21 protein-coding genes and 5 tRNA genes are annotated in these 24,144 nt (G+C 62.5%); 7 read left to right on the forward strand and 19 right to left on the reverse strand.

The window, feature by feature from the left end:
- Positions 1-121 precede the first annotated feature (121 nt).
- From PQQ96_RS00975 to tsaB, 4 genes are read right to left on the reverse strand one after another with little or no spacing between them, the layout of a single operon-like run.
- A complete protein-coding gene (locus PQQ96_RS00975; RefSeq protein ID WP_408287540.1) occupies positions 122-1,171 on the reverse strand; it encodes a DUF1853 family protein in 1,050 nt (349 codons plus the stop codon).
- Positions 1,168-2,340: a uracil-DNA glycosylase gene (locus PQQ96_RS00980; RefSeq protein ID WP_408287542.1), complete on the reverse strand. Its 1,173-nt coding sequence runs from the start codon at positions 2,338-2,340 to the stop codon at positions 1,168-1,170. The genes PQQ96_RS00975 and PQQ96_RS00980 overlap by 4 nt, the downstream gene beginning before the upstream one ends.
- Positions 2,327-2,821 carry a ribosomal protein S18-alanine N-acetyltransferase gene (rimI, locus tag PQQ96_RS00985; RefSeq protein ID WP_063496558.1) on the reverse strand — a complete coding sequence of 165 codons (495 nt, stop codon included), beginning with the start codon at positions 2,819-2,821 and terminating at the stop codon, positions 2,327-2,329. Before rimI ends, PQQ96_RS00980 begins: the two co-directional genes overlap by 14 nt.
- Positions 2,818-3,642, reverse strand: coding sequence for a tRNA (adenosine(37)-N6)-threonylcarbamoyltransferase complex dimerization subunit type 1 TsaB (gene tsaB, locus PQQ96_RS00990; protein ID WP_408287545.1), 825 nt, complete (start codon positions 3,640-3,642; stop codon positions 2,818-2,820). The genes rimI and tsaB overlap by 4 nt, the downstream gene beginning before the upstream one ends.
- Before the next feature lie 162 nt (positions 3,643-3,804).
- Here tsaB and PQQ96_RS00995 point away from each other — a divergent pair, with 162 nt between their 5' ends.
- From PQQ96_RS00995 to aceA, 3 genes are all read left to right on the forward strand, one after another.
- A complete protein-coding gene (locus PQQ96_RS00995) occupies positions 3,805-4,074 on the forward strand; it encodes an acyl-CoA-binding protein (RefSeq protein WP_408287631.1) in 270 nt (89 codons plus the stop codon).
- Positions 4,075-4,628: 554 nt separating this feature from the next.
- Positions 4,629-6,275 (forward strand): DEAD/DEAH box helicase, encoded by a 1,647-nt coding sequence (locus PQQ96_RS01000; protein ID WP_408287547.1) that lies wholly within the window; start codon positions 4,629-4,631, stop codon positions 6,273-6,275.
- Between the two features lie 502 nt (positions 6,276-6,777).
- Positions 6,778-8,082, forward strand: a complete 1,305-nt coding sequence (gene aceA / locus PQQ96_RS01005; protein ID WP_408287549.1) for an isocitrate lyase — start codon at positions 6,778-6,780, stop codon at positions 8,080-8,082.
- 297 nt (positions 8,083-8,379) lie between these two features.
- Here aceA and PQQ96_RS01010 read toward each other — a convergent pair whose 3' ends face one another.
- Positions 8,380-8,814: a universal stress protein gene (locus PQQ96_RS01010; RefSeq protein ID WP_063496563.1), complete on the reverse strand. Its 435-nt coding sequence runs from the start codon at positions 8,812-8,814 to the stop codon at positions 8,380-8,382.
- Between the two features lie 226 nt (positions 8,815-9,040).
- Positions 9,041-9,943, reverse strand: a complete 903-nt coding sequence (locus tag PQQ96_RS01015) for a LysR family transcriptional regulator (RefSeq protein WP_408287552.1) — start codon at positions 9,941-9,943, stop codon at positions 9,041-9,043.
- Between the two features lie 178 nt (positions 9,944-10,121).
- On the opposite strand from PQQ96_RS01015, the gene PQQ96_RS01020 reads away from it, so the two are divergent.
- The gene (locus PQQ96_RS01020) at positions 10,122-10,973 is read left to right on the forward strand and encodes a (S)-2-haloacid dehalogenase (protein ID WP_408287555.1); all 852 of its coding nucleotides are present in this window, start codon (positions 10,122-10,124) and stop codon (positions 10,971-10,973) included.
- 83 nt (positions 10,974-11,056) lie between these two features.
- Positions 11,057-12,667: a malate synthase A gene (aceB, locus tag PQQ96_RS01025; protein ID WP_408287557.1), complete on the forward strand. Its 1,611-nt coding sequence runs from the start codon at positions 11,057-11,059 to the stop codon at positions 12,665-12,667.
- 270 nt (positions 12,668-12,937) lie between these two features.
- On the opposite strand, the gene PQQ96_RS01030 is transcribed toward aceB, so the two are convergent.
- Both PQQ96_RS01030 and rraA read right to left on the reverse strand, forming a co-directional pair.
- The gene (locus tag PQQ96_RS01030; protein ID WP_408287560.1) at positions 12,938-13,339 is read right to left on the reverse strand and encodes a gamma-glutamylcyclotransferase family protein; all 402 of its coding nucleotides are present in this window, start codon (positions 13,337-13,339) and stop codon (positions 12,938-12,940) included.
- Between the two features lie 55 nt (positions 13,340-13,394).
- The gene (gene rraA, locus PQQ96_RS01035) at positions 13,395-13,889 is read right to left on the reverse strand and encodes a ribonuclease E activity regulator RraA (RefSeq protein ID WP_408287563.1); all 495 of its coding nucleotides are present in this window, start codon (positions 13,887-13,889) and stop codon (positions 13,395-13,397) included.
- A gap of 277 nt (positions 13,890-14,166) precedes the next feature.
- Between rraA and PQQ96_RS01040 the strand changes: the two genes are divergently transcribed.
- Entirely contained in the window at positions 14,167-15,036 is an 870-nt protein-coding gene (locus PQQ96_RS01040; protein WP_408287566.1) for an AraC family transcriptional regulator, read from the forward strand.
- Between the two features lie 47 nt (positions 15,037-15,083).
- Here PQQ96_RS01040 and PQQ96_RS01045 read toward each other — a convergent pair whose 3' ends face one another.
- From PQQ96_RS01045 to gltX, 7 genes are all read right to left on the reverse strand, one after another.
- Positions 15,084-15,548: a GNAT family N-acetyltransferase gene (locus PQQ96_RS01045; RefSeq protein WP_408287568.1), complete on the reverse strand. Its 465-nt coding sequence runs from the start codon at positions 15,546-15,548 to the stop codon at positions 15,084-15,086.
- Positions 15,549-15,702: 154 nt separating this feature from the next.
- Positions 15,703-15,779, reverse strand: a tRNA-Asp gene (locus PQQ96_RS01050).
- A gap of 82 nt (positions 15,780-15,861) precedes the next feature.
- Positions 15,862-15,937 (reverse strand) — tRNA-Glu (locus PQQ96_RS01055).
- A gap of 61 nt (positions 15,938-15,998) precedes the next feature.
- Positions 15,999-16,075, reverse strand: a tRNA-Asp gene (locus PQQ96_RS01060).
- Positions 16,076-16,157: 82 nt separating this feature from the next.
- Positions 16,158-16,233: transfer RNA gene (locus PQQ96_RS01065), tRNA-Glu, on the reverse strand.
- A gap of 165 nt (positions 16,234-16,398) precedes the next feature.
- Positions 16,399-16,474 (reverse strand) — tRNA-Ala (locus PQQ96_RS01070).
- A 122-nt stretch (positions 16,475-16,596) separates the two neighbouring features.
- Positions 16,597-18,006 carry a glutamate--tRNA ligase gene (gene gltX / locus PQQ96_RS01075; protein WP_408287571.1) on the reverse strand — a complete coding sequence of 470 codons (1,410 nt, stop codon included), beginning with the start codon at positions 18,004-18,006 and terminating at the stop codon, positions 16,597-16,599.
- 390 nt (positions 18,007-18,396) lie between these two features.
- Here gltX and PQQ96_RS01080 point away from each other — a divergent pair, with 390 nt between their 5' ends.
- Entirely contained in the window at positions 18,397-19,383 is a 987-nt protein-coding gene (locus tag PQQ96_RS01080) for a patatin-like phospholipase family protein (RefSeq protein WP_408287633.1), read from the forward strand.
- Positions 19,384-19,566: 183 nt separating this feature from the next.
- Here PQQ96_RS01080 and PQQ96_RS01085 read toward each other — a convergent pair whose 3' ends face one another.
- From PQQ96_RS01085 to PQQ96_RS01100, 4 genes are all read right to left on the reverse strand, one after another.
- Positions 19,567-20,232, reverse strand: a complete 666-nt coding sequence (locus tag PQQ96_RS01085; protein WP_408209915.1) for a C40 family peptidase — start codon at positions 20,230-20,232, stop codon at positions 19,567-19,569.
- Between the two features lie 137 nt (positions 20,233-20,369).
- The gene (locus PQQ96_RS01090) at positions 20,370-22,004 is read right to left on the reverse strand and encodes an ABC transporter ATP-binding protein (protein ID WP_408287574.1); all 1,635 of its coding nucleotides are present in this window, start codon (positions 22,002-22,004) and stop codon (positions 20,370-20,372) included.
- On the reverse strand, positions 22,001-23,107 hold the full coding sequence (locus PQQ96_RS01095) for an ABC transporter permease (RefSeq protein ID WP_408287576.1): 1,107 nt from the start codon (positions 23,105-23,107) through the stop codon (positions 22,001-22,003). The genes PQQ96_RS01090 and PQQ96_RS01095 overlap by 4 nt, the downstream gene beginning before the upstream one ends.
- On the reverse strand, positions 23,107-24,144 hold the full coding sequence (locus tag PQQ96_RS01100; protein WP_408287579.1) for a microcin C ABC transporter permease YejB: 1,038 nt from the start codon (positions 24,142-24,144) through the stop codon (positions 23,107-23,109). Before PQQ96_RS01100 ends, PQQ96_RS01095 begins: the two co-directional genes overlap by 1 nt.

Consider the following 24,144-nt stretch of genomic DNA (forward strand, 5'->3'; position numbering starts at 1 on the left):
GCTATGCCACGCGGTGCCGCAGGCCATTCGATTCAGCCGCCGGGTTCAACGTCAATCTGGCCGGAAGTCAGCGGCCACACATTGGGTAGCCCAGCGCCGACCTCGCCCACCACACATCCTGCTACTGCCGCGCGTAGATCTGCGCCTGTTCTGGCCAATCGTCCGGCACGATGAAGCCGCGCGAAAGTTCTACAAAATTGCCCACGCCGTCACTAGCGAACGCCGCGACCATCGTTGGTCCACGCTGATGTGAGGTTTGTTCAGCAAGCATCCGCTGATCGACGAAAGCAAACCCGGCGGCTTCCGCTTCACCCTTTTGATGCCGCCTCGGCGCAAGCCATTCCAACCGGGGCAGCACGCGCCACATTTGCGCATGCGCCGCGGCAAAGTCAGGCCACTCGCTGCGGGTCACCCACCAGCCAAGTCCATGCGACGGATCGAGCTCGACAGGATCGGCAGGCGTCTCGCCCGCGCGATAGAACAACCAGCCTTTGATAAACATCTGCGGCGTCCACGGTCCGGCATAGCCGACCGTTGCGAACTCCTCGCGCGCGCTCAACGGCAGTTGATGATTCAGCACATGCGCCAGCTTCAGATCGAAGCGGTCTTTCAGATTCGGGCCGACGTAATCAGCCAACTGCGCCGCCAAGCGCGCCGCCGGCTGCGTGGCCGACTGCGTGGCCGACTGCGCGCGACTTTCGCCCGCATGCAGATAACACTTCACCGCCAGCTCCCAATGAAGGCGCGCGCCCTGCTGCGTCTGCACGAGAAAATCGCATTCACCGAGCGTCACGCCCGCGCGCCGCAAGGGCACGCCGGCCGCAACCAGCCGCGCCGCCGGTCCATGTTGCAGGAACCATCCGAGCAGCCGTTCAGCGTAGCGGCCAAGACGCGTGATACGCGTTGCGGTGAGATCGCGCTGCAAGTCGGCCGGATCAGCGTCCAGCGCGCGTAACCAGTCGACGGTTGCATCCGCTTCCTGCGGCGAATCGAAAGGACTGGCGAGCGCGCCCACCGGTGATTGCGCGCGCAACAAATTGGCGCTCAGCAGCATCCACGCGAGATCTCGCACGGCTGGTTCATGCAATGTGTCGAGCAGCGTCTCGAGGACCGCGGCGGATGTGCCGGGCGCAACGACGAGGCGCGCCGCCGGCCCACTTGCGCCGGTCACTTTGCCGCGTTGGACGGCATGCCGCCCGCCGCGAGCCACGTGTCGCGCGCGAGACACAGGTCTGCCCAGGCCTTCGCCTTGTCCGGCAGGCTGCGCAGCAGATACGCCGGGTGATAGGTGACGATGACCGGTACCCCTTCGTATTCATGCACGCGGCCGCGCAGCGACGAAATGCTCGCGTCGGTCTTGAGCAGGCTTTGCGCGGCGAAGCGGCCCAGCGCGACGATCAGCTTCGGCTTGACCAGCGCGACCTGCCGTTGCAGATAAGGCTCGCAACGCGCGACTTCGTCCGGCTCAGGATTGCGGTTGCCTGGCGGGCGGCACTTGATCACGTTCGCGATATAGACGTTGCTGTCGCGCGCGAGCGTCAGCGAACGCAGCATATTGTCGAGCAGCTTGCCGGCCTGGCCGACGAATGGCTCGCCCAGGCGGTCTTCGTTCTCGCCCGGTGCTTCACCGATCAGCATCCAGTCGGCGTTGCGATCGCCGACGCCAAATACCGTGTTCGTGCGCTTCTCGCACAGCCGGCAGCGTTCGCAGGCGGCGACTCGCTCGCTCAACGCGTCCCAGTCGAGGGTCTGGATCGATGAGGGCTCCGGGGCCTCGCCGCGCGCTTCGGTGGGCGCGTGGATCGGCTGATCGTCGAACCATGCGAAATCGTCGTCGGGCGGTGCATCGAACGCCGGCGGCTCAGGGGCGCGCGACTGCTGGGAAGGCGCGCGCGCTTCAACCGGCACTTGCATCCGTCCCTGCTGCCCCTGCAGTTGCGCTGGCGGCGCACGCAGGTCGCCCTGTTCATGCTCCTGTATGGACCGCGACGAATCGTTCGCACGCGCCGGGGACTCGCGATCAAACCGATCACGCGCCTCGGTCGGCGACGCCTGATCCGCGCGAACCGGCGCGCGTTGCTCGTCTTTTGCTTGCGCGGAATCGGCTTGCTGGGCTTCGCTGGCGCGCATCGCAGGCCGACGAGCGTCCTGGGCCAGCGCGGACGGCGACGGCTCACGCGCCGCTACACGCGGATCGTCAAGACGCGCCTCCTGATTCGCTAACCCACCAGCGCCCTGCTCGGCCGCGGCTTCGCCTGCCGACTCCTGCGCCGCCATCCCGCGACGCACCCAAAGCGGCGCAAGCCCGAACTCTTCCAGTACCGATTCATGCAGCGCCATCTGCGCCCTCCGTGGCAAACGAGAAACGCATCACGATGGCGTCCTCCCGGCTGCGATGCCGCGCCGGATAATAGTTTTTGCGCCGGCCAATCGACGCAAAGCCGAAGCGCTCGTAAAGCCGGATAGCCCGATGATTCGACGGCCGCACTTCGAGCAGCAGGCCTTCGAGTTTTTCGGCGCGCGTAATGCGCACCGCTTCACGCAGCAGCGCGAGCCCGGCACCGGCGCCTTGCGCGGCGGGCGTCACGCACAAATTGAGCAGATGCATTTCATCGACCACCGGCATCAGCACGCAATAACCAATCAGCGCGCCCGTTACGTGCCGCATGCAAATGCCGAAATAGCCGTTGCGCAGCGAGTCGCCGAAATTGCCGCGGCTCCAGGGGAATTCATAGGCGATCTTTTCGATCGCCGCGACCTCGTCCAGATCGGCTTCGGTCATCGGCGACATATAGCGGTCCGCCAGCAACACCCCGCTCATTGCCGGCCCTCGCCTTGATGCGCGTCTTGCGCCAATCTGGAGGCAGCTTGTTCGGCCTTGGCGGCTTTTTCAGCTTTCTCGGCTACCCGCTCGGCCGTGGTCTGCGCGACCTTGTCGCGAATGTATTCCGGCGCGGCCTGATCGGCGGGTACGGTGCGGCCGGCGCGAAACGCGCGCAGCGCCGCGTGCGCGAGCGGCACCGCATGCGGCAGCGCTTCGCCGTCGACGGTTCGCGCTGCCGCGACGGCGGGCAGCCGCGCGCCAAAAGCGGCAGCAGCATTGCCGGCCAGCGTGAAGGGGACGTCGGGCAAAACGAGCCGCTCCGGTGCGTCGAGCGATGCCGGCTGAAGCGTGCGCCATTCGCCCACGGCGGCGTCCCATGCGTAGTCGGCCCAGTAGATCTCGTCCATCCGGGCGTCAAGCGCGGCGAGCACACGAGTCGCCGACGGATCGCGCAGCCGTGCGCTTTCCGCGCAGGCCAGCAGCGTGCTGACCGGCACGACCGGCAGGTCGAGCCCGAACGCGAGGCCTTGAGCGACACCCGTTGCCGTGCGAAGACCGGTAAATGATCCGGGACCGGACCCGAAGGCGATGGCGTGGCAGTCCGCCAGTGTCAGGCCGGCTTCGTCGAACAGTTCGCGAATCGCGGGCAGCAGGCGCGTGCTGGAGACTGCGCCGGTTTGCTCGTGGCGTATCCAGATCCGGGGTTCAGCGTCGCCTGGGTTCGCTGTCTGGCTCGCCGCGCCGCCGACGGCGGACAGGAGCGCTACCGAGCAGAATTCGGTCGAGGTATCGAGGGCAAGAAGCACAGTTTGAGTCATGAACCGTATTGTAATCGGCACGGCGCATGCGGATGCGGTTTTGGGTTTGCCCGCCGGGCGGCAATGATTGTTTGGAATAAGCCCTCGGCCCCGCGGCAGCATGCAGTTGTTATGATCGTCAGCCCAGCCAGAACCAACCCCGCCAGCCGGGCAAAAACCACCATGACAGACATCAACGCGCAATTCATCCAGGCCCAGGAAGATGCAAAGCAACTGCCCGAGCGTCCGGGCAACCTTACCCTGCTGCGCCTCTACGCCCTCTACAAGCAGGCCGTCGACGGCGACGTCCACGGCGACAAACCCGGCTTCACCGATATCGTCGGCAAATACAAGTACGATGCATGGGCCGCGCTCAAAGGCACCGCTCAGGACGCCGCGAAGCAGCAATACGTCGAATTGATCGAAGCCCTCAAGAGCGGCGCCGCTGCCTGAATCTGACCCCGTAGCGAAATCCGTCGTCGAAACGGCAGGCCGGGAACCTCGGCCTGGCTTGGCCGCGGCAAGGCAGTTTGCTCAGGTAGCCCACCAGGCGGCCCTTTGGGGAGCCACATGGCCACCCCCGTGGGGAAGCGCCTTAAGCCCATTCCGGCAGCCGAATGAAAGTTTTCCGCCAGGAAACTTCTTAACGGTGGCGCAGTGCAACAAAACCCTATACAATGCTGCCTGCGCTTCACTGCTTTGCCCGGCTTTCCTCTAGCGGCCTTTGCGGCGCAGCGCCTCGTAGCGTTTAGCTCCAATCCAGTTTAGAACCTGTCCCCTCCTGCCTAGCCCCCTACGGGCGATCATGTCCCAGGCTGGCGGCACGCCGTTTTGGCATGTCGCATCCGATACAGCTTCTAACGAAAAGCTCGCCTTCATTGTCGCGAGCTGCCCCCGTTTTTCGATTTGCTCGCTGCTTCTTTGCTCGCTGAATCCGACGACTTGGGTATGCCGATTGGCGCCGACGTTTTAATTCCGTGTGTACCAAGGATTTACCAAGGATTCTCATGACTTCGAGCAATACCCCCAGCAGCCCGTTGAACGCCATCGCCGATCAAGCCCTCGGTTTCGCCGACGCTCCCGCACAAGCCGCAGCCATCGCTGCCGCTCCGGAAGCTGTCGCCGCAGAAGCCGCAGCGCCGACCGGCCCGTCGTTCGCGTCGCTCGGTCTGTCCGCGGATGTCGTCTCCGCCCTGACCGCAGCTGGTTATCAAAACCCGACTCCGGTTCAGCAACGCGCAATCCCGGCTGGCATCGCCGGCCGCGATCTGATGGTGTCGAGCCCGACCGGTTCGGGCAAGACCGCCGCGTTCATGCTGCCCGCGATCGAACGTTTCTCGCAACTGCAAAAAGCACAAGCCAGCCAGCCGCGTGAGCCGCGTCCGGCTGACGGTGCCCGCACGCGCCGTCCGCAACCGGTTGCCCGTCCGACCATGCTGGTTCTGACGCCGACCCGCGAACTCGCGATGCAGGTCACCACCGCCGCTGCCACGTATGGCAAGCACCTCAAGCGTCTGCGCACCGTCAGCATTCTGGGCGGCGTCGCTTATGGTCAACAACTGATGCTGCTGGCAAAGAACCCGGAAATCCTGGTTGCTACGCCGGGCCGTCTGATCGATCACCTGGAACGCGGCCGTATCGATCTGTCGCAACTGCAGATCCTCGTGCTCGACGAAGCCGACCGCATGCTCGACATGGGCTTCATCGAAGACATCGAAACGATCGTCGCTGCTACGCCGGCTACGCGTCAAACGATGCTGTTCTCGGCCACGCTCGACGGCAAGATCGGTTCGCTGACCGGCCGCCTGCTGAAGGATCCGGAACGCATCGAGATCGTTCAACGCCTCGAACAACGCACCAACATCGCGCAAACCGTCCACTATGTTGACGACCGCGATCACAAGGATCGTCTGCTCGACCATCTGCTGCGCGACGAAGGCCTCGATCAGGCTATCGTCTTCACGGCAACCAAGATGGACGCTGACCAACTGGCTGGCCGTCTGGCCGACGCCGGTTTCGAATCGGCTGCTCTGCACGGCGATCTGCCGCAAGGCGCGCGTAACCGCACGATCAAGGCCCTGCGCGAGCGTCGTGTGCGCGTGCTGGTCGCGACGGACGTCGCCGCTCGCGGTATCGACATCCCGGGCATCACGCACGTGTTCAACTACGATCTGCCGAAGTTCGCTGAAGACTACGTGCACCGTATCGGCCGTACCGGCCGTGCTGGCCGCTCGGGTATCGCAGTGAGCCTCGTGCACCACGCTGAACAAGGCGCGCTCAAGCGTATCGAGCGTTTCGTGCGCACGCCGCTGCCGGTCAACGTCGTCGCAGGCTTCGAGCCGCGCAAGTCGGCTCCGTCGGGCAACGGCGGCCGTCCTGGCTTTGGCGGCCGTGGCCGTCCGGGCGGTGGCAATGGCGGCGGTGGCCGTCGCTTCGGTAGCGGCAGCGGTGCTGGCAAGCCGGCCGGTAACGGCGGCGGCGCTCGCAGCGGTAGCGGCAATGGCGGCTGGGCCGGCAAGTCAGCTGGCGGCGGTTCGCGTGAAGGTGGCTTCGGCGGTGGTTCGCGTGAAGGCGGTTTCGGCGGCGGTTCGCGTGACGGCGGCTACGGCGCACGCCGCAGCGACGGCCCGCGTACGGCGCGTCGCGGCAGCTAAGCAAGCGACTGCAGTCCTCAGGCAAACGCTATTTACGTGGCTCGTTCAGTACGTAAGGCGGCCTGAAAAGACCCGGACGGCCTTGGCGCCGTTCGTCAGTCAAAAGAAACCGGTGCTCAGGCGCCGGTTTTTTTTCGTCCGTGCTTTGGGCGCCGCTCGAATTCCATAATGTGAAAAAATTTTCTGCGTCGTAAAAAATCGTGCTGCGCGGCACAAGATACTCTATTGCAAGATGGAAAAAATCGTTTCTTAATGTGGAATGTTAATCACAAACAATTGATTTTAAACGTAAATTTATATTTCAAAAACGCTTCTTCGTGACTGTTGCGCCGCCATCGACTTGCCTAGACTCTTATACAAGACTTCACGAGACGAAACGCCTAAAAGCGCCAGCCGCTTCGACGAAGACGGCAAGTTTCTTGTATGAGACCAGAGTCAGTGCTTTGCACCCACGCTGGTCGACAGAGTCAACTATCCATGACAGGCAACCAGGGAGCACATCATGTCGCGCGAACAACAAGCCAGGCAACTCCAGCAACAATGGGAAACCGATCCGCGCTGGAAGGGCGTGAAGCGTACGTACACCGCTGAAGACGTGATCCGTCTGCGCGGCTCGGTGCAAGTGGAGCACACGCTCGCCAAGCGCGGCGCGGAAAAGCTGTGGGAAAGCGTGAACAACGAGCCGTTCGTCAACTCGCTCGGCGCGCTGACCGGCAACCAGGCGATGCAACAGGTGAAGGCCGGCCTGAAGGCGATCTACCTGTCGGGCTGGCAAGTGGCGGGCGATGCGAACGTCGCCGGCGAAATGTATCCGGACCAGTCGCTGTATCCGGCGAACTCTGTGCCGCTGGTGGTGAAGCGCATCAACAACACGCTGACCCGCGCTGACCAGATCCAATGGTCGGAAGGCAAGAATCCGGGCGACGAAGGCTATATCGACTACTTCGCACCGATCGTGGCCGACGCGGAAGCCGGTTTCGGCGGCGTGCTGAACGCGTTCGAACTGATGAAGGCGATGATCGAAGCCGGCGCGGCAGGCGTGCACTTCGAAGACCAACTCGCTTCGGTGAAGAAGTGCGGCCACATGGGCGGCAAGGTGCTCGTGCCGACCCGCGAAAACATCGCCAAGCTGACCGCCGCGCGTCTGGCCGCCGACGTCTCCGGCACGTCGACCGTGCTGCTGGCTCGCACCGATGCTGAGGCCGCCGACCTGATCACCTCGGACGTGGATGACAACGACAAGCCGTTCCTGACGGGCGAACGCACGGTGGAAGGTTTCTACCGTACGAAGCCGGGTCTGCAGCAAGCGATCTCGCGTGGCCTCGCCTACGCGCCGTACGCCGACATGATCTGGTGCGAAACCGGCAAGCCGGACCTCGAGTTCGCGAAGCAATTCGCCGACGCGATCCACAAGGAATTCCCGGACCAACTGCTGTCGTACAACTGCTCGCCGTCGTTCAACTGGAAGAAGAACCTGGACGACGCAACCATCGCCAAGTTCCAGCGCGAACTCGGCGCAATGGGCTACAAGTTCCAGTTCATCACGCTGGCTGGCTTCCACGCGCTGAACTACTCGATGTTCAACCTGGCGCACGGCTATGCCCGCAACCAGATGACCGCCTTCGTCGAAATGCAGCAGGCTGAATTCGCGGCGGCTGAAAAGGGCTTTACCGCGGTCAAGCACCAGCGCGAAGTCGGCACCGGTTACTTCGACGCCGTGACGCAAACGGTCGAGCGTGACGCTTCGACGACCGCGCTGCACGGTTCGACGGAAGACGAACAGTTTTTCGACAAGAAGGTTGCTTAAGTCATCCGTCATCCCGCGGTCTGATCGCGAGAACGGCAAGGCAGACGAGAAAGCGGCCCCGTTCGAGGGCCGCCGTCAGGGAGGAGCAAAGCCATCAGGGTTGAAGTACGCCGGTCAGCCCTGATGGCTGGAGTCTGGGAGCGTGCGCAGCAGCAACCATCTTGCATGGGACCTGAGTCAGTGCGGACAAAGCCAGCACAACGCATTGTGCGGCGAGCATAGGACGCGCCGGCCTCATCGCCGGTGCGTTTTTTTATATGCCGTACCTGCCCGCGATGGGCATCGCGAGCATGCACTTCAGCGATACACGATCACCGGGATCTTCGTATGCGTCAGGACCCGCTGCGTCTCGCTGCCGATCAGCAGGCTGCCGAGACCGCGCCGTCCATGCGACGCCATGAAAATCACGTCGCAGCCGCCCTGCTCGGCCGCTTCGATGATGCCGAGATACGGCGCCGGATGCACGCTGGTGCGGCTGTCGAACGCGACACCGACACGGCGCGCGGCCAGCTCCACCTCCCGCAGATGCACGTGCGCTTCACGCTCGCTGCGCTGCAGAAACTCGACCGGTGGTTCGATCACCACGTCGGAGAACGGCGAGTACGGATATTGCGGCAGACACGCGTAAGCGGTGACGCGAGCGCCGACGGCCTGCGCGAGATCGATGGCGCCGTCTATTGCTTTGCGTGACAGGTCTGAACCATCGGTCGGAACCAGGATGTGCCTGAACATGGTGCCCTCCGTCGCCGGCTGCGCGCAGCGCGGCACCAGCGTCCCACAATCGGCCAAGAAGCCGCTTCAATCGATTGTAGTTCGCAGAAAAGCGCTCAAGCCCGTCGTGCGGGTCTGTCCGCATATCGGAAACCCGCTGCATGGAGCTTCGCGACGGCCGCGCAAGGCGGCATAAAGACCATCGCGCCAGGTCGCTGCGCCTCCTCAAGCCGCACCTCCGCCACGCTCAGCCCCAGTAGTCAGGATGGCCGTACGTATGTTTGAGAAAGTCCAGAAACAGCCGAACGCGCAGCGGCAAATGCCGCCGCTGCGGAAAAACCGCATGGATGCCGATCGGCGGCGCGGCGAAGTCGTCGAGCACGCTGACCAGCCGGCCAGCCGCGATATCCGAGCCGACCTCCCACCACGAGCGCCACGCGAGCCCATAACCTTCGAGGCACCACTCGTGCAGCACGGCGCCGTCCGAGCATTCCATGGTGCCGGACACCTTGATCGACACGACCTTGTCGCCCTGCTGGAACACCCAGCCGCGCTGCTGATTGGCGCTCGCGCCGAGCGCGAGACAGTTGTGGTGCGCGAGATCGGCCAGCGAGTGCGGCGAGCCTCGCCGGCTCAGATACGACGGCGACGCCACGCACACGCGGCGGTTCTCACCCAGCTTGAGCGACACCAGCGACGAATCCGGCAATTCGCCCAGGCGCACAGCGCAGTCGAACCCCTCGTTGACGAGGTCGACCAGCCGGTCAGACAAGTCGAGCGTAATGGACACATCCGGATGCGCGACGGTAAAGGCCGGCACCAGCGGCGCAACATGCCGGCGTCCGAACCCGGCCGGCGCCGACAGCCGCAAATGGCCGCTCGCCTTCACACCGCCCGCCGATACGCTGGCCTCGGCGTTCTGCATGTCGTGGATGACGCGCTGGCAATCTTCGAGAAACGCCGAGCCTTCGAAGGTCAACGTGATCTTGCGCGTGGTGCGCACCAGCAATTTGACGCCGAGGCGCTCTTCGAGGGCGTCGATACGGCGGCCGATGATGGCGGGCGCGACGCCTTCGGCGAGCGCTGCGGCGGACAGGCTGCCTTTGGCCGCGACGGTAACAAAAGTCTCGATCTGCTTGAAACGGTCCATGAGCTGGCGGAACCGCGGCGCCCCTAAGGAAGTCCCCTTCGAGGGTTACGCGGGAAAGTGGTCGGTGCGCGTCAGATTAGGTGGATGAAAGTAAAAGATCAAGTGATGTTTAGCCTCTTTTTTAGCGTAGAGCATCACTAATACAATTCGTCCTGACCTCTGATAGGAGTGCACGGCAATGTCGGCCACAACGACACCCTTCCCTAAAGCAGTGATTTTCGACGCATACGGCACGCTTTTCGACGTGCATTCGGTGATCGCTGCTGCGGAGCAGATGTTCCCCGGCCACGGTGACGCGCTCTCGCAGTTGTGGCGTCAAAAACAGATCGAATACACACAGCTGCGTACGCTCGCAGCGCCGGCCAGCGCGCCCGGCGCGCATTACCGGCCGTTCTGGGACATCACCCTCGACGCCTTGCGCTTCGCCGCCAGGAAACTGCACCTCACGCTGGACCGTGCGGCAGAGAAGCGTCTGATGGACGAATATGCCTGCCTGTCCGCTTTTCCCGATGCCGTGCCCGCGCTACGCCAGTTGCGCGACGTGCCTTCGGCCTCGTCTGCTTCCGCTTCTGCGTCTGCATCCGCGAGCGGCAAACCCGGCTCACGGCCCGGTCTTGCGATCCTCTCGAACGGTAATCCGCAAATGCTCGACGTCGCCGTGAAAAGCGCCGGCATGACGGGCCTGTTCGACCATGTTCTATCCGTCGACACAGTACGCGCCTACAAACCCTCGCCCGCGGCCTACGCGCTCGGCACGCACGCCTTCAAGGCCGAGCCGCGCGAGATCGTCTTCGTGTCGTCGAACGGCTGGGACGTGGCAGGCGCGAGCTGGTTCGGCTTCACGACTTTCTGGCTTAACCGGCAAAACGCACCAGCCGAAGAACTGGGCGTCACGCCGCATAGTACGGGCGGAGGCATGAACGATCTGCTCGCTTTTCTGAAGTCCCTCGCGTCGCCTGACCGCACTAGCGGCACGGGCAGCACCGGCAATCCCGGTGGCAACCGCACGCGCCACAGCCCTGGCGCATGACCGCTACCACCGGAATCCCATGACGCAATTCAACTTCATTTCAACATTTGCACCTTTGCAATCTGACCGACCAAGGAGAAACCATGGCCAATCCGCTGTCATCGCAATCATCGTTGTCGCTGCCGCAAGGCATGGAAATCACGGCTGAGATCAAGCCGGGCTATGAAGCGATTCTCACCCGCGAAGCGCTCGAGCTCGTCGCCGCGCTGCATCGCACGTTCGAACCGCGCCGTCAGCAACTGTTGCAGGCTCGGGCGGAACGCACGAAACGGCTCGACGCCGGCGAGCGTCCCGACTTCCTCGCTGAAACGAAAAGCGTGCGCGAAGGCGACTGGAAGATCGCGCCGCTGCCGCAGGATCTGCAGTGCCGCCGCGTGGAAATCACCGGCCCGGTCGAGCGCAAGATGATCATCAACGCGCTGAATTCGGGCGCGGATTCGTACATGACCGATTTCGAAGATTCGAATGCGCCAAGCTGGGACAACCAGATTACCGGCCACATCAATCTGAAGGACGCGGTACGCCGCACGATTTCGCTCGAACAGAACGGCAAGTCGTACACGCTGAACGACAAGATCGCCACGCTGATCGTGCGTCCGCGCGGCTGGCATCTGGACGAAAAGCATGTGACGGTGGACGGCAAGCGGGTCTGCGGCGGTATCTTCGACTTCGCGCTCTTCATGGTTCACAACGCGAAGGAACAGGTCGCGCGCGGCACGGCGCCCTACTTCTATCTGCCGAAGATGGAGAGCCATCTGGAAGCGCGCCTGTGGAACGAGATCTTCGTCGCCGCACAGGAAGCCGTCGGCGTGCCGCGCGGCACGATTCGCGCGACGGTGTTGATCGAAACGATCGTCGCCGCGTTCGAAATGGACGAGATCCTGTACGAGCTGCGCGAACACAGTTCAGGTCTGAACGCCGGCCGCTGGGACTACATCTTCTCGGCCATCAAGAAGTTCAAGAACGACCGCGATTTCTGCCTCGCCGACCGCTCGCAGATCACGATGACCTCGCCGTTCATGCGTGCCTACGCGCTGCTGTTGCTGAAGACCTGCCATCGCCGCAACGCGCCGGCAATCGGCGGCATGAGCGCACTGATCCCAATCAAGAACGATCCGGCGGCGAACGACAAAGCAATGGGCGGTGTGCGCTCCGACAAGGCACGCGATGCGGGCGATGGTTACGATGGTGGCTGGGTCGCGCATCCGGGCCTCGTGCCGATCGCGATGGAAGAATTCGTCAAGGTGCTCGGCGACAAACCGAATCAGATCGCTAAGCAGCGCGACGACGTGCTCGTCACCGCGGCCGACCTGATGGACTTCCGCCCGGAAGCGTCGATCACCGAAGCCGGCTTGCGCAACAACATCAACGTCGGTATTCACTACCTGGGTTCGTGGCTTGCGGGCAACGGCTGTGTGCCGATTCACAACCTGATGGAAGACGCCGCCACCGCGGAGATCTCGCGCTCGCAAGTGTGGCAATGGCTGCGCTCGCCGAAGGGCAAGCTCGACGACGGTCGCAAGGTCACGGAGGAGCTGGTGCGCGAGATGTCGGCGCAAGAGCTCGACAAGGTGAAGCAGGCAGTTGGCGGCGATACGAAGCCGTACGATCGCGCCGCACAAATCTTCGAAGACATGTCGACGTCGGAGCAGTTCACCGACTTCCTGACGCTGCCGCTGTACGAAGAAATCTGAGGCATCTGAACGGCCTCAGGCATCAGCCTCATGTGGCGGCCTCATGTAGCAGCCTCATGTAACAGCAATAACGACGTCGTACCAGGTCCGCTTTCACCAGCCACGCAAGATGAAAGAGCGGCCTGGGTCGCAAGGCTGACCGACCGGACGGCCCGACAGGCGCATGCCTGCCGGGCCGTTTTTTTGTGCTAGCGATGTGCTCGTGCCGCGTTCGTTATGCTCGCGTCAGTGCTGGCAGTCCGCTTCGCCGTGAGCGAGCTATGCCGCCCCTCAGCGCGTGCTGCGATACTCGACCCAATCGCCCGATCTGATTTCCGGGAGGCCCCTCACCGCATTGGGCGCGACGGGATAGAAACGGCAGTTCACGACGTTGCCGTCTACCTTCACCATCACTTCTCGAGCGAGGAAACGATCTTCGACACCGGGATACACCGCTTCGATTTCGTCGAGCACCGCAACCAGTTCATCGTCGATTTCGTAGACGTCGCCCGTGACGTCCACGCCTGCTTCGTCGACCACCAGGCCCGGATACAAGCCGAAGTCGAATAGATGGCCACGCACCGTGGCCGTGCCCAGCAGATTCGGCGCGGCGATCTCGTTGCGCGCCGCAGCATCTCTGAGGTCGTTCACTTCACCGGCACGCAACGTGCCGTAGACAAAGACGGTCTGCATCGTTGTTCGCTCTCCTTGAGTGTGGGTCTGGCTTGCCTCGGCTGATGCCGGGGGTTCAGTTTAGCGACGCGCTCGCCACCAGCACGCCGTCGATGTCCGCATAGATCCATTCACCTGGCCGTATCAGCGCGCCCGGCAATTGCACCGGCACGTCGCGCTCGCCCGTGCCGAGCTTCTGGCCACGCCGTGGACAGGTCGCCAGCGCCGCCACACCGACGTTGACTTCATTGAGCTCCAGCGTATCGCGCACGCAGCCGTGCAGCACGATGCCCGCCCAGCCATTCTGTTCGGCGATTTGCGCGAGGTTGCCGCCCACCAGCGCGCAGCGCAGACTGCCACCGCCATCGACCACCAGCACCCGGCCCGCGCCCTTCTCCTCGAGCGTGGCGCGCACGAGTGCGTTGTCTTCGAACACCTTTAGCGTGACCGCCTCGCCGCTGAAACACTCGGCGCGACTGAAGAGATGAAACACCGGCTCGAGCACCCGCAGCGTGCCGAGCGCCAGTTGGTCCTCGTGTGCATCGCACAAATCAGCGGTTGCAAAGCTCATGGGGTTCTCCTCGGGATCCGTGCAATCTGGACATTATGCAACGTTGACTCCGACGTAACACCTACAATGAGAAGCCCGCGGTGGTTTTGGGTCCGGGCCTTCGAGTTTGCGCCTGCGGGTCTGTGCCTGCGGGTCTGCGCCTTCGAGTCCGTGCCTGCAGATCCGCGCTCTCGGGGTCCGCGCTTGAGCGCTCGATGTTTGAGCGCCCCGTGCTCGTGAGTTCCGTGTTCACAGGCTCCGCGTTTTTTGAGCTCCATCCATTGGATCGATCTTCAACATGAATTCGTCCACCGACCCCGTCCTGGCGAGCCATGTCCACTTCGCAGACATCCCGCCGGAATTCCAGCCGACGCAAACGCATCCCATCCGCGTGCGCTCGCGGCCAATGCCTTCGGGCTGGCGTATCGCGCGACACACGCACGCGTGGGCACAGGTAGCCTATGCATCGCGCGGCGTGCTGCGGGTTGCGACGGCCGGCACGACGTGGATGGTGCCGCCATCCCGCGCGATCTGGGTACCACCGCACGTTACGCACGAAGTCGTCGCGGTCGAAGATGCGTTTCTGCGCACGCTCTACATTACCGAAAGCACCGTCCCGGCCGGACTGGATACACCGCGCGTGGTCGAAGTATCGGATCTGCTGCGCGAAGTTATCGCCGCGCTCGATACGCCAGGCATCTCAGCGACACGCGAACAACTGCTGGGCGCCCTCGCGCTCGACGAACTGACGCGTTCGGAGCCACTGCCGCTGTCCGTGCCGATGCCCAACGAGAAGCGCTTGCGTGCGCTGTGCGAGGCCGTGATCGCGGACCCGACGCACGGCGATTCGCTTGAACAATGGGCATCGAGCGTAGGTGCGAGTACGCGCACGATTGCGCGGCTGTTTCGTCAGGAGTTGGGCGTGAGTTTTTCGCAATGGCGTCAGCAGGCCATTCTCGCGCGCGCGATTCCGCTGCTAAGCCAGGGGCGGCCGCTTTCACATGTCGCGCAGGAGTTGGGTTATCAGAGCCAGAGTGCGTTCTCGGCGATGTTCAGGCGTGCATTTGGCGAAAGTCCACGCGCGTTCATCGAGCGTGGCTCTGAACATCGCGTGGCGAGCGGGGATCGCGGCAATGCAGAGACTGACGAAGAGACCGCGCAAAAGTGACGACGTAACGGTGACGGCATAACGCACACGCGCTAGCCTGCGACGCGTCAGACGCGCCGCGCCAGATGACGGATCGCGCCGAGTTGCGCCAGACGCGGCCCGGTCAGCTTGTATCCCTTGCGCTGATACAGCCGCGCGGCAGGATTGTCGACGAACACGCGCAACTGCAACTCGCGCAGCCCGCGCTCACGCGCCCACTGATGCGACATATCGAGCAGATACGTGCCGGCGCCGAGCCGCCGATGCCCTTCGGCAATCTGCACATCGCGGATATGCAGCGAATCGCCTTCTTGCGTGATGCGCAGCACACCGATCGGCTCGCCGTCCACTTCGAGAATGAAATTCTCCGACTCGCGCCAACTGCCGAGAAACAGATCGCCACGCCAGACCAGATGGTGCCGGCGATAGTAGCCACCCATGTTATTGCGAGTCAGCGCCTCAGCGAACTCGAAATCGTCCATGCTGGCGCTGCGCAGATAAAACGGTGACGGTGCTTCGGTTGGATCGAACATGGTGGAACGACGAAGATGAATCGGGTCAACGGTAAAACAGGCCGCGCACGCTGGCAATGGCTGTTTGTCCCGAGCATACCCGGACGATACCCGGGCAGACCCGGCTGCAGAAATAAAAAAAGCCCACTTCTTTCGAAGTGGGCTTCTTAAAATCTGGCGGAGCGGACGGGACTCGAACCCGCGACCCCCGGCGTGACAGGCCGGTATTCTAACCAACTGAACTACCGCTCCAGATTTTTCCAACGTGGCTTGTGAGCTTTGCTCATTCGCCTACTGCACCGCTCATATTTCTTACCGAGCGACGCCGATGTTCTGGCGTCCCCTAGGGGATTCGAACCCCTGTACTCACCGTGAAAGGGTGATGTCCTAGGCCTCTAGACGAAGGGGACAACGTACTGCTTACACCTTTAACGAAAAAGCCCGTTCAGGTTTGTATGAACGGGCTTTGTCTGGCGGAGTGGACGGGACTCGAACCCGCGACCCCCGGCGTGACAGGCCGGTATTCTAACCAACTGAACTACCACTCCAGTTTGCCTATCATGACTTGCGAGCGTTGGTTTTTTCTCTGCAAGCTGCGCTGCCTTACTACTTCCAAGCGACGCTGATATTTGGCGTCCCCTAGGGGATTCGAACCCCTGTACTCACCGTGAAAGGGTGATGTCCTAGGCCTCTAGACGAAGGGGACATAATCTTTTCAGATCTGTCTTTATCTTGCTGCTAACTTGCCTCAACTTCAGGCTAACTTCGCTTCGTCAGCAGCAAAGACCAATATTCTAACTACGTTACAACCGTTTGTGAAGTCTTTTTTGCTACAAGCTCCAGACTTCGGAACCACTTCACTCTGCTCTGATGGTGGAGGTAAGCGGGATCGAACCGCTGACCTCTTGCATGCCATGCAAGCGCTCTCCCAGCTGAGCTATACCCCCCTTGCAGAACAGAAACGAGATTCTAGAGGCCAATTTGCGCTTTGTAAATACCCTTTGAGCAATTGCATGCGACTTTTTTCGCAAGTCGCATGCAAACCCTCTCAAGGCGAGCGCGAATGCGCTCAGGCCAACGCTTTTTCGATACGGCTCACGACGACATCGCGCCCGAACAGCATCAGCACGCTGTCAATCGACGGCGTATGCGTGGTGCCCGCCACCAACAGGCGAACCGGCATGGCCAGTTGCGGCATCTTCAGCTTGTGCGCCCCGAGCGTGGCCTTCAAGGCTGCAGCGATCGCTTCCTTGGTCCACTCCACCGTCTTGAGCGTTGCGCCCAGATCGGCAAGCGCCGGACGTACGACATCCGTGACGTGCTGTGCGAGCGCATCGGCTTCCGGTGCCGGCACGCGATAGAACATCGCCGCGTTTTCGGCGATTTCCTTCACCGTCGACGCACGGTCCTTCAGCAAGCCCACCACCGACGCCAGATCAGCGCCTTGCGCAATCGCGGCTTCGTCGATATCCAACTCAGCGAAGAACGGCTTTGCAAGCTCCGCGAGGCGCGCGTTGTCCGCTTCCTTGATGTAGTGCGCGTTGAGCCAGTTCAGCTTGTCGTGATCGTACTGAGCCGGCGACTTGCCCAGATGCTCCAGATCGAACCATTCGACGAACTGCTCACGCGTGAAGATTTCCGCGTCGCCATGCGACCAGCCCAGACGCGCCAGATAGTTGACCACTGCTTCCGGCAGAAAGCCGGCGTCGCGATAACCCATCACGCTCATCGCGCCGTGACGCTTGCTCATCTTCTCGCCCTGCTCGTTCAGCACGGTCGGCAAATGGGCATACACCGGCGGCTCGGCGCCGAGCGCACGCAGAATGTTGATCTGACGCGGCGTGTTGTTCACGTGATCGTCGCCGCGAATCACGTGCGTGATGCGCATGTCGAGATCGTCCACGACGACACAGAAGTTGTAGGTCGGCGTGCCATCCGGGCGCGCGATCACGAGGTCGTCGAGTTCTTCGTTCGAGATTTCGATGCGGCCTTTCACGGCGTCGTCCCATGCGACCAAACCGGAGAGCGGATTGCGGAAGCGCAGCACGGGCTGCACGCCGGCCGGCGGCTCCGGCAAGACCTTGCCGGTTTCCGGACGCCACGTGCCGTCATAGCGCGGCTTTTCGCCGGCCTCGCGTTGGCGTTCGCGCAGTGCGTCCAGCTCTTCCGTCGACATGTAGCACGGGTACACGAGCCCCGCGTCCTGCATCTGCTTGAGCACTTCGCGATAACGGTCCATGCGCTGCATCTGGTAGAACGGGCCTTCGTCGATATCGAGGCCGAGCCATTCCATGCCTTCGAGAATGGCATCTACAGATTCGGTACTGGAACGCTCGACGTCGGTGTCCTCGATCCGCAGCACGAAGGTCCCTTTCATCTTGCGCGCGAACGCCCACGGATAAAGCGCGGAGCGAATGTTGCCGAGGTGGATGAAGCCGGTGGGACTCGGTGCGAAACGGGTACGGACAGAGGTGGTCATTAGCGATTACTCGGAAGACAGGCGCCGGCGCCGTGGCAGACATCGCCAGTGAAGCGCGGCAGCGGACCGCGCCCGTGAGGCAGAAAACGCCTTGCACGAACACGAAGGAAATAAATGCGAGAGCCGAATTATACCTTCCGAACCCGTCTTGCCTGCCCTCGTCCAGATGGCCAATGGCAGCACGCAAGACACTCGCGAAGCGCGCTCCAGGACGCCCCATGGTTTCGTCTGCAACGTTTCATTACCGGGCCGGCGCGCGTCCGGCGCTTTGATTTATGATGTGCGCGCGCTGCGGGTCGGGATAGAACCACAGCGCATGGAATCGCCACCGGCGGTTCTGTCCGTTTGACTATCCGCCTGATCGCGGCACAGGTTGCGCCGCTTGTACCGATTACGCCGATTGCGCCGCCCCTGCCGTTGCTGGAGAACCCGTTGAAACCGTCATCCCCTCGCCTCGCCCGTCGCAACTTCTCATTGGCGGCCGCCTCCGCGGTGCTGGCCGCCTGCACCACGACCGGCGCCAGCAAGCCCGATAGCACACCGGTTGCTGCCACGCCCACCACGCCACCGCTCGACAAACCGCAGCGCTCGATCCGCGTCGGGCTCGCGCTAGGCGGCGGCGCCGCTCGCGGCTTCGCGCATATTGGCGTGATCAAGGCGCTCGAGGCGCGCAATATCCAGGTCGACCTGGTGGCCGGCACCAGCGCCGGTTCGGTCGTCGGTGCGCTGTACGCCTCGGGGATGAACGGTTTTGCGTTGAACAAGCTCGCGCTGAACATGGACGAAGCGTCCATCAGCGACTGGGCCATGCCGTTTCGCACGCGCGGCTTTCTGCAGGGCGTCGCGCTGCAAAACTACCTGAATACGACGCTCAACAACCGTCCGATCGAGAAGATGGCCAAGCCGCTCGGCGTGGTCGCCACCGATCTGCGGACCGGCCAGCCGATCCTGTTCCAGCGCGGCAATACCGGCATTGCGGTGCGCGCGTCATGCAGCGTGCCGTCGATTTTCGAGCCGGTGAAGATGGGCGGGCACGAATATGTGGACGGCGGCCTGGTGAGTCCGGTGCCCGCCTCGTTTGCGCGCAAGATGGGCGCGGATTTCGTGATCGCGGTGGACATCTCGCAGCGCCCGGAAAGCGGCCTCACGGCCAGCTCGTTCGACGTACTGATGCAGACTTTCACGATCATGGGCCAGACGATCAAGACCTATGAGCTCGACAAATACGCCGACGTCGTGATCCGGCCGAATCTGGCCGCCATGAGCGGCAGCGATTTCTCGCAGCGCAACGCAGCGATCCTGGCCGGAGAGGAAGCGGTGGCGAAAATGATGCCGGAGTTGCAACGCAAGCTGGCCGCAAGCCGCGCTGCGGTTTAACCCGCCTGGGTCGCGCCGGTTATACCGACCGGCGCGCTTCAGTTGCCGTCACACCGCGCCTACACAGCCCACGGCACGGCGCGGAAGATTTACCGACAATCGGCACGCGCCCCAACGCAAAAAGCCCGCTTCGGACGAAGCAGGCTTTTTTCACACCCAAACCGCGGGTGCGGGCCGAATCAGTTACTGATTACCGCCGATCGAGGCATTCACGCGCTTGCGCAGATCGTCACCTTCCTGATAGGACGTCTCGATCCGGCGTGCACCCGTGAACCGCTTTTCCCAATAGCCGCTATCCAGATCGTCGACGCGGATCGTGCTGCCCGTGGAAGGCGAATGCACGAACTTGTTGTCGCCAATGTAGATACCGACGTGCGAGAACGTACGGCGCATGGTGTTGAAGAACACCAGATCGCCCGGCTTCAGGTCGCTGACGCGAACCTTCTCGCCCACGCGGCTCATTTCCTCAGCGCGGCGCGGCAGCGCCATACCGAGCGTGTCCTGGAACACGTAGCGCACAAAGCCGCTGCAATCGAGCCCCGAATCGGGCGTATTACCACCCCAACGGTAACGAACGCCGATCATGTTCAGCGCGCCGACCACCACGTCGCCCGCTTTTCCGGCCATGCCGGAAAGGAACGATTTGGCGCCGCCGTCGCTGTCGGGAGCGGCCGATTGCGAATTGAGGGGGGACAAAGAATTCGACCCGCTGGGGGTCGAATATGAGGCATTCTGATTAAAACTGCTTACTTCGTCGGCGAACGCGCCGGGAGCTGCTGCCATCAAGACGCCAATGAACATCCCGGCGACGACGCGCGTGCAAGCCTGGGTTAGGTTTCTGTGCTGCATTGGTCGGTATTTTTTGCCTAAAAATCAGTGGGCTACGGAAAAAAGTTTGGTCGATACTAGCCAGTAAGTATTCACGTGTCAAAACAAATAGAAAAATACAATCGAGACAGGCACCCAATTGGTGAAAGAGTGCAAAATCAGTGGTCAAGCGCCGCTTTCAGCAGCTTTCGAGTGTAAGGGTGCGCCGGTGTCGCAAAAATCTGCTCAACGTCGCCGCTTTCGACGATTGAACCGTTTTGCATGACCGCGACACGATGCGCCATCGCCCCGATCACGGCCAGATCGTGGCTGATGAACACGAAGCCGAGGTTGTACTTCTGTTGCAACCCGGCGAGCAGTTTCAGCACCTGCTGCTGGATCGACACGTCGAGCGCGCTGGTCGGTTCGTCGAGGATCAGGATGCGTGGCTCCAGCACCAGGGCACGCGCAATCGCAATCCGCTGACGCTGGCCGCCGGAGAACTCGTGCGGATAGCGATACAGCACCGTGCGGTCGAGACCCACTTCGCGCAGCACCGACACCACCTTGTCGCGCCGCGCCTCCGGGCTCATTTGCGGCCGATGCAGCGCGAGCCCTTCGCCGACGATCCGCTCGATGGTTTGGCGCGGCGAAAGCGAACTGAACGGATCCTGAAAGACGACTTGCATATTCGAGCGTAAGGCGGTCTGCTCAGCGCCGCGATAGCTGCCGAGCGCCCTGCCCTGAAACTCGATCTCGCCGTGCGCGGTGCGTTGCAGACCGAGCAAGGCCATCGCGAGCGTCGATTTGCCCGACCCCGATTCGCCGACGATCCCGAGCGTCTCACCCTGACGCACCGACACGCTTGCATCCGCCACCGCGTGGAAGCGCCCCGAGCGAAACCAGCCGCTCAGGCCCGGCAGTTTTGTTTTGAAATCGACCGAGACATCGCGCGCCTCGAGCAGCACCGGTGAGATCGGCAATACCGGGACCACGGTGCGCTGCGGGCGGCTCGCCAGCAGACGCTGCGTGTAAGGATGCTGCGGCGACTCGAACACCTGCTCGACCGGGCCGCTTTCCACCAGCACGCCCTGCTCCATCACCGCGATACGTTGCGCAAAGTGCCGCACCAGATTCAGGTCGTGCGTGATCAGCAGCACTGCCATGCCGCGTTTCTCGGCTTCGTCGCGTTGCAGTTCCAGCAGCAGATCGACGATCTGCGCGCGGATCGTCACATCGAGCGCCGTGGTCGGCTCATCGGCCAGCAACAGGCGTGGGCGGCACGCAAGCGCCATCGCGATCATCGCGCGTTGCCGCTGACCGCCGGAGAGCTGATGCGGATAACTGTTCACGCGTTTGCCGGGCTCGGCAATGCCCGTGCGCCCCAGCAACGCCACCGCGCGCTTACGCGCCTCGTTCGCCGTGACGCCGTCATGCACGACGATCGTCTCCGCAATCTGGTCACCGACCGTATAGAGCGGATTGAGGGCCGTCATCGGCTCCTGGAAGATCATCGCGATGTCGGAGCCGCGCATGCCGCGCATCTCACGCTCGCTTTTAGCGAGCAGATCCTGGCCGTCGAAACGGACCGAGCCACTGACCTGCGCGTCGCTCAACAGACGCAGGATCGACAGTGCGGTCACGCTCTTGCCCGAGCCCGATTCGCCGACCAGCGCGACCCGCTCGCCGCGTTGAATCGCGAGCGTCACGTCGTTCACCGCGACCGTATCGCCGAAGGTCACGTGCAGACGATCGAGTTCCAGCAGCGGCGGCGCCACACCCTGTTTTGCGTCGTTCTCCACGATGGCGCTCACTGGTTGCCTCCCGCGCGCATGGCATCGGAGATGCGGGTGTCCAGCGCGTTGCGCAGCGCATCGCCCATGAACGTCAGCAGTAACAGCATCGCGACCAGCACGCCGAAAGTGGACAACGAAATCCACCATGCGTCGAGATTGGCTTTACCTTGCGCCAGCAATTCGCCGAGGCTTGGTGTTGGTGATGGCACGCCGAGGCCCAGAAAGTCGAGGCTGGTAAGCGCGAGAATCGCGCCGCTCATGCGAAACGGCAGAAACGTGATCACGGGCGTCAGACTGTTGGGCAACACGTGCCGCCACATGATCTGCCAGTTCGATAGCCCCATTGCCCGCGCCGCACGCACATAGTCCTGGTGACGGTTGCGCAGAAACTCCGCGCGCACGTAATCGGACAAGCCGATCCAGCCGAACAGCGAGAGCAGCACGATCAGCAGAATGAACCCCGGCTCGAAGATCGACGAAAATATGATCAGGAGGTAAAGCTCCGGCATGGCACTCCAGATTTCGATCAGGCGCTGCCCGATGATATCGATGCGCCCTCCGAAGTAACCCTGCACCGCGCCCGCGGCAATCCCAAGCACGGTGCCAATCAGGGTCAGCACCAGCCCGAACTCCACTGACACGCGAAAACCGTATAAAAGACGCGCAAACAGATCGCGACCACGGTCGTCGGTGCCGAGCCAGTTATCGCGCGACGGCGGCGCCGGGTTCGGCTCCTTCGAGAAATAATTCAGCGTGTCGTAGTAGTAATGGTTCGGCGGATACACCGCGAAGTTACCCGGCGTGTCGAAACGATGCTTGACATACGGGTCGAGATAATCGGCGGGCGTCGGGAAGTCGCCGCCGAAGGTAGTCTCCGCGTAGGTCTTGAACATCGGAAAATACAACTGCCCTTCGTAGCGCACCACGAGCGGCTTGTCGTTCGACCACAGCGGCCCGGCGAGGCTCGCCGCAAACGCGACGACAAAGATGATCAGACTCCAGTAGCCAAGGCGCTGCTGGCGAAAACGCTGCCAGACGCGACGCGCAGGCGTTGGCGAGACGAACGCGCGAACCGGTTCGGTGCGCGCCGCCGCATCGGCTGAAAGGCGGGCTCGATTCATCAACGCTCCAGTTGTTCGAATTGGATGCGGGGATCGACCCACACATAGCAAAGATCGGAAATCAGCTTCGTCGCAAGACCGATCAGCGTGAACAGATACAGCGTGCCGAGCACGACGGGGTAGTCGCGCCGCACCACCGATTCGTACGACAGCAGGCCGAGTCCGTCGAGCGAAAACAGCGTCTCGATCAGCAGGCTGCCGGTGAAGAACGCACCGATGAACGCCGCCGGAAAACCGACGATCAACGGCAGCAATGCGTTGCGAAACACGTGTTTCCACAGCACGCGCCTTTCCGACAAACCTTTGGCGCGCGCGGTCAGCACGTATTGCTTGCGGATTTCGTCGAGGAAGGCGTTCTTCGTCAGCATTGTGACGACAGCGAAACTGCCCACTACCGAGGCCGTGATCGGCAACGTGATATGCCACAGGTAGTCGACGATCTTACCGCCGAGACTCAACTGCGCCCAGTTGTCCGAGGTGAGATTACGGAGCGGGAAGAGTTGCAGGAAACTGCCGCCGCCAAACAGGACCAGCAACAGCACGCCCAGCACAAAGCCCGGAATCGCGTAGCCAATCAACACGACGAGGCTCGTCGCGATATCGAAGCGCGAGCCGTTACGCACCGCTTTGGCTATGCCCAGAGGCACCGATATCAGGTAGGTCAGAAAGAACGTCCATAAGCCGATGCTGATCGACACCGGCAACTTCGAAACGATCAGCGACCACACGCTTTGATGGCGGAAATAGCTTTGACCCAGGTCGAACGTCGAGAAGCGTTTTAGCATCAGGACGTAGCGTTCGAGCGGCGGTTTGTCGAAGCCATACAGCACTTTCAGTTGCGCGATCTGCTGCGCGTCGACGCCGTTATGCGCGCGCAGACCGAACGGCGCGCCGTTCTCCGCGCCTTTGCGCAGTTCGTGCTGCATCTGTTCGACCGGGCCACCCGGGACGAACTGGATCACGACGAAGGTCAGCGTCAACACGCCGAGCAAGGTCGGGATCATCAACAGCAGGCGTTTGAGGATGTAGCTCCACAT

It is taken from the genome of Paraburkholderia sediminicola (assembly GCF_046027825.1).
Taxonomy (GTDB): domain Bacteria; phylum Pseudomonadota; class Gammaproteobacteria; order Burkholderiales; family Burkholderiaceae; genus Paraburkholderia; species Paraburkholderia sediminicola_D.

Coding starts and splice junctions, on each gene's coding strand:
- PQQ96_RS00995 (WP_408287631.1), top strand. CDS start 3,805: ATGACAGACATCAACGCGCAATTCATCCAGGCCCAGGAAGATGCAAAG.
- PQQ96_RS01010 (WP_063496563.1), bottom strand. CDS start 8,814: ATGTTCAGGCACATCCTGGTTCCGACCGATGGTTCAGACCTGTCACGC.
- PQQ96_RS01100 (WP_408287579.1), bottom strand. CDS start 24,144: ATGTGGAGCTACATCCTCAAACGCCTGCTGTTGATGATCCCGACCTTG.
- gltX (WP_408287571.1), bottom strand. CDS start 18,006: ATGACCACCTCTGTCCGTACCCGTTTCGCACCGAGTCCCACCGGCTTC.
- PQQ96_RS00980 (WP_408287542.1), bottom strand. CDS start 2,340: ATGGCGCTGCATGAATCGGTACTGGAAGAGTTCGGGCTTGCGCCGCTT.
- aceB (WP_408287557.1), top strand. CDS start 11,057: ATGGCCAATCCGCTGTCATCGCAATCATCGTTGTCGCTGCCGCAAGGC.
- tsaB (WP_408287545.1), bottom strand. CDS start 3,642: ATGACTCAAACTGTGCTTCTTGCCCTCGATACCTCGACCGAATTCTGC.
- rimI (WP_063496558.1), bottom strand. CDS start 2,821: ATGAGCGGGGTGTTGCTGGCGGACCGCTATATGTCGCCGATGACCGAA.
- PQQ96_RS01045 (WP_408287568.1), bottom strand. CDS start 15,548: ATGTTCGATCCAACCGAAGCACCGTCACCGTTTTATCTGCGCAGCGCC.
- rraA (WP_408287563.1), bottom strand. CDS start 13,889: ATGAGCTTTGCAACCGCTGATTTGTGCGATGCACACGAGGACCAACTG.
- PQQ96_RS01015 (WP_408287552.1), bottom strand. CDS start 9,943: ATGGACCGTTTCAAGCAGATCGAGACTTTTGTTACCGTCGCGGCCAAA.
- PQQ96_RS01085 (WP_408209915.1), bottom strand. CDS start 20,232: ATGCAGCACAGAAACCTAACCCAGGCTTGCACGCGCGTCGTCGCCGGG.
- aceA (WP_408287549.1), top strand. CDS start 6,778: ATGTCGCGCGAACAACAAGCCAGGCAACTCCAGCAACAATGGGAAACC.
- PQQ96_RS01040 (WP_408287566.1), top strand. CDS start 14,167: ATGAATTCGTCCACCGACCCCGTCCTGGCGAGCCATGTCCACTTCGCA.
- PQQ96_RS01030 (WP_408287560.1), bottom strand. CDS start 13,339: ATGCAGACCGTCTTTGTCTACGGCACGTTGCGTGCCGGTGAAGTGAAC.
- PQQ96_RS01000 (WP_408287547.1), top strand. CDS start 4,629: ATGACTTCGAGCAATACCCCCAGCAGCCCGTTGAACGCCATCGCCGAT.
- PQQ96_RS01020 (WP_408287555.1), top strand. CDS start 10,122: ATGTCGGCCACAACGACACCCTTCCCTAAAGCAGTGATTTTCGACGCA.
- PQQ96_RS01095 (WP_408287576.1), bottom strand. CDS start 23,107: ATGAATCGAGCCCGCCTTTCAGCCGATGCGGCGGCGCGCACCGAACCG.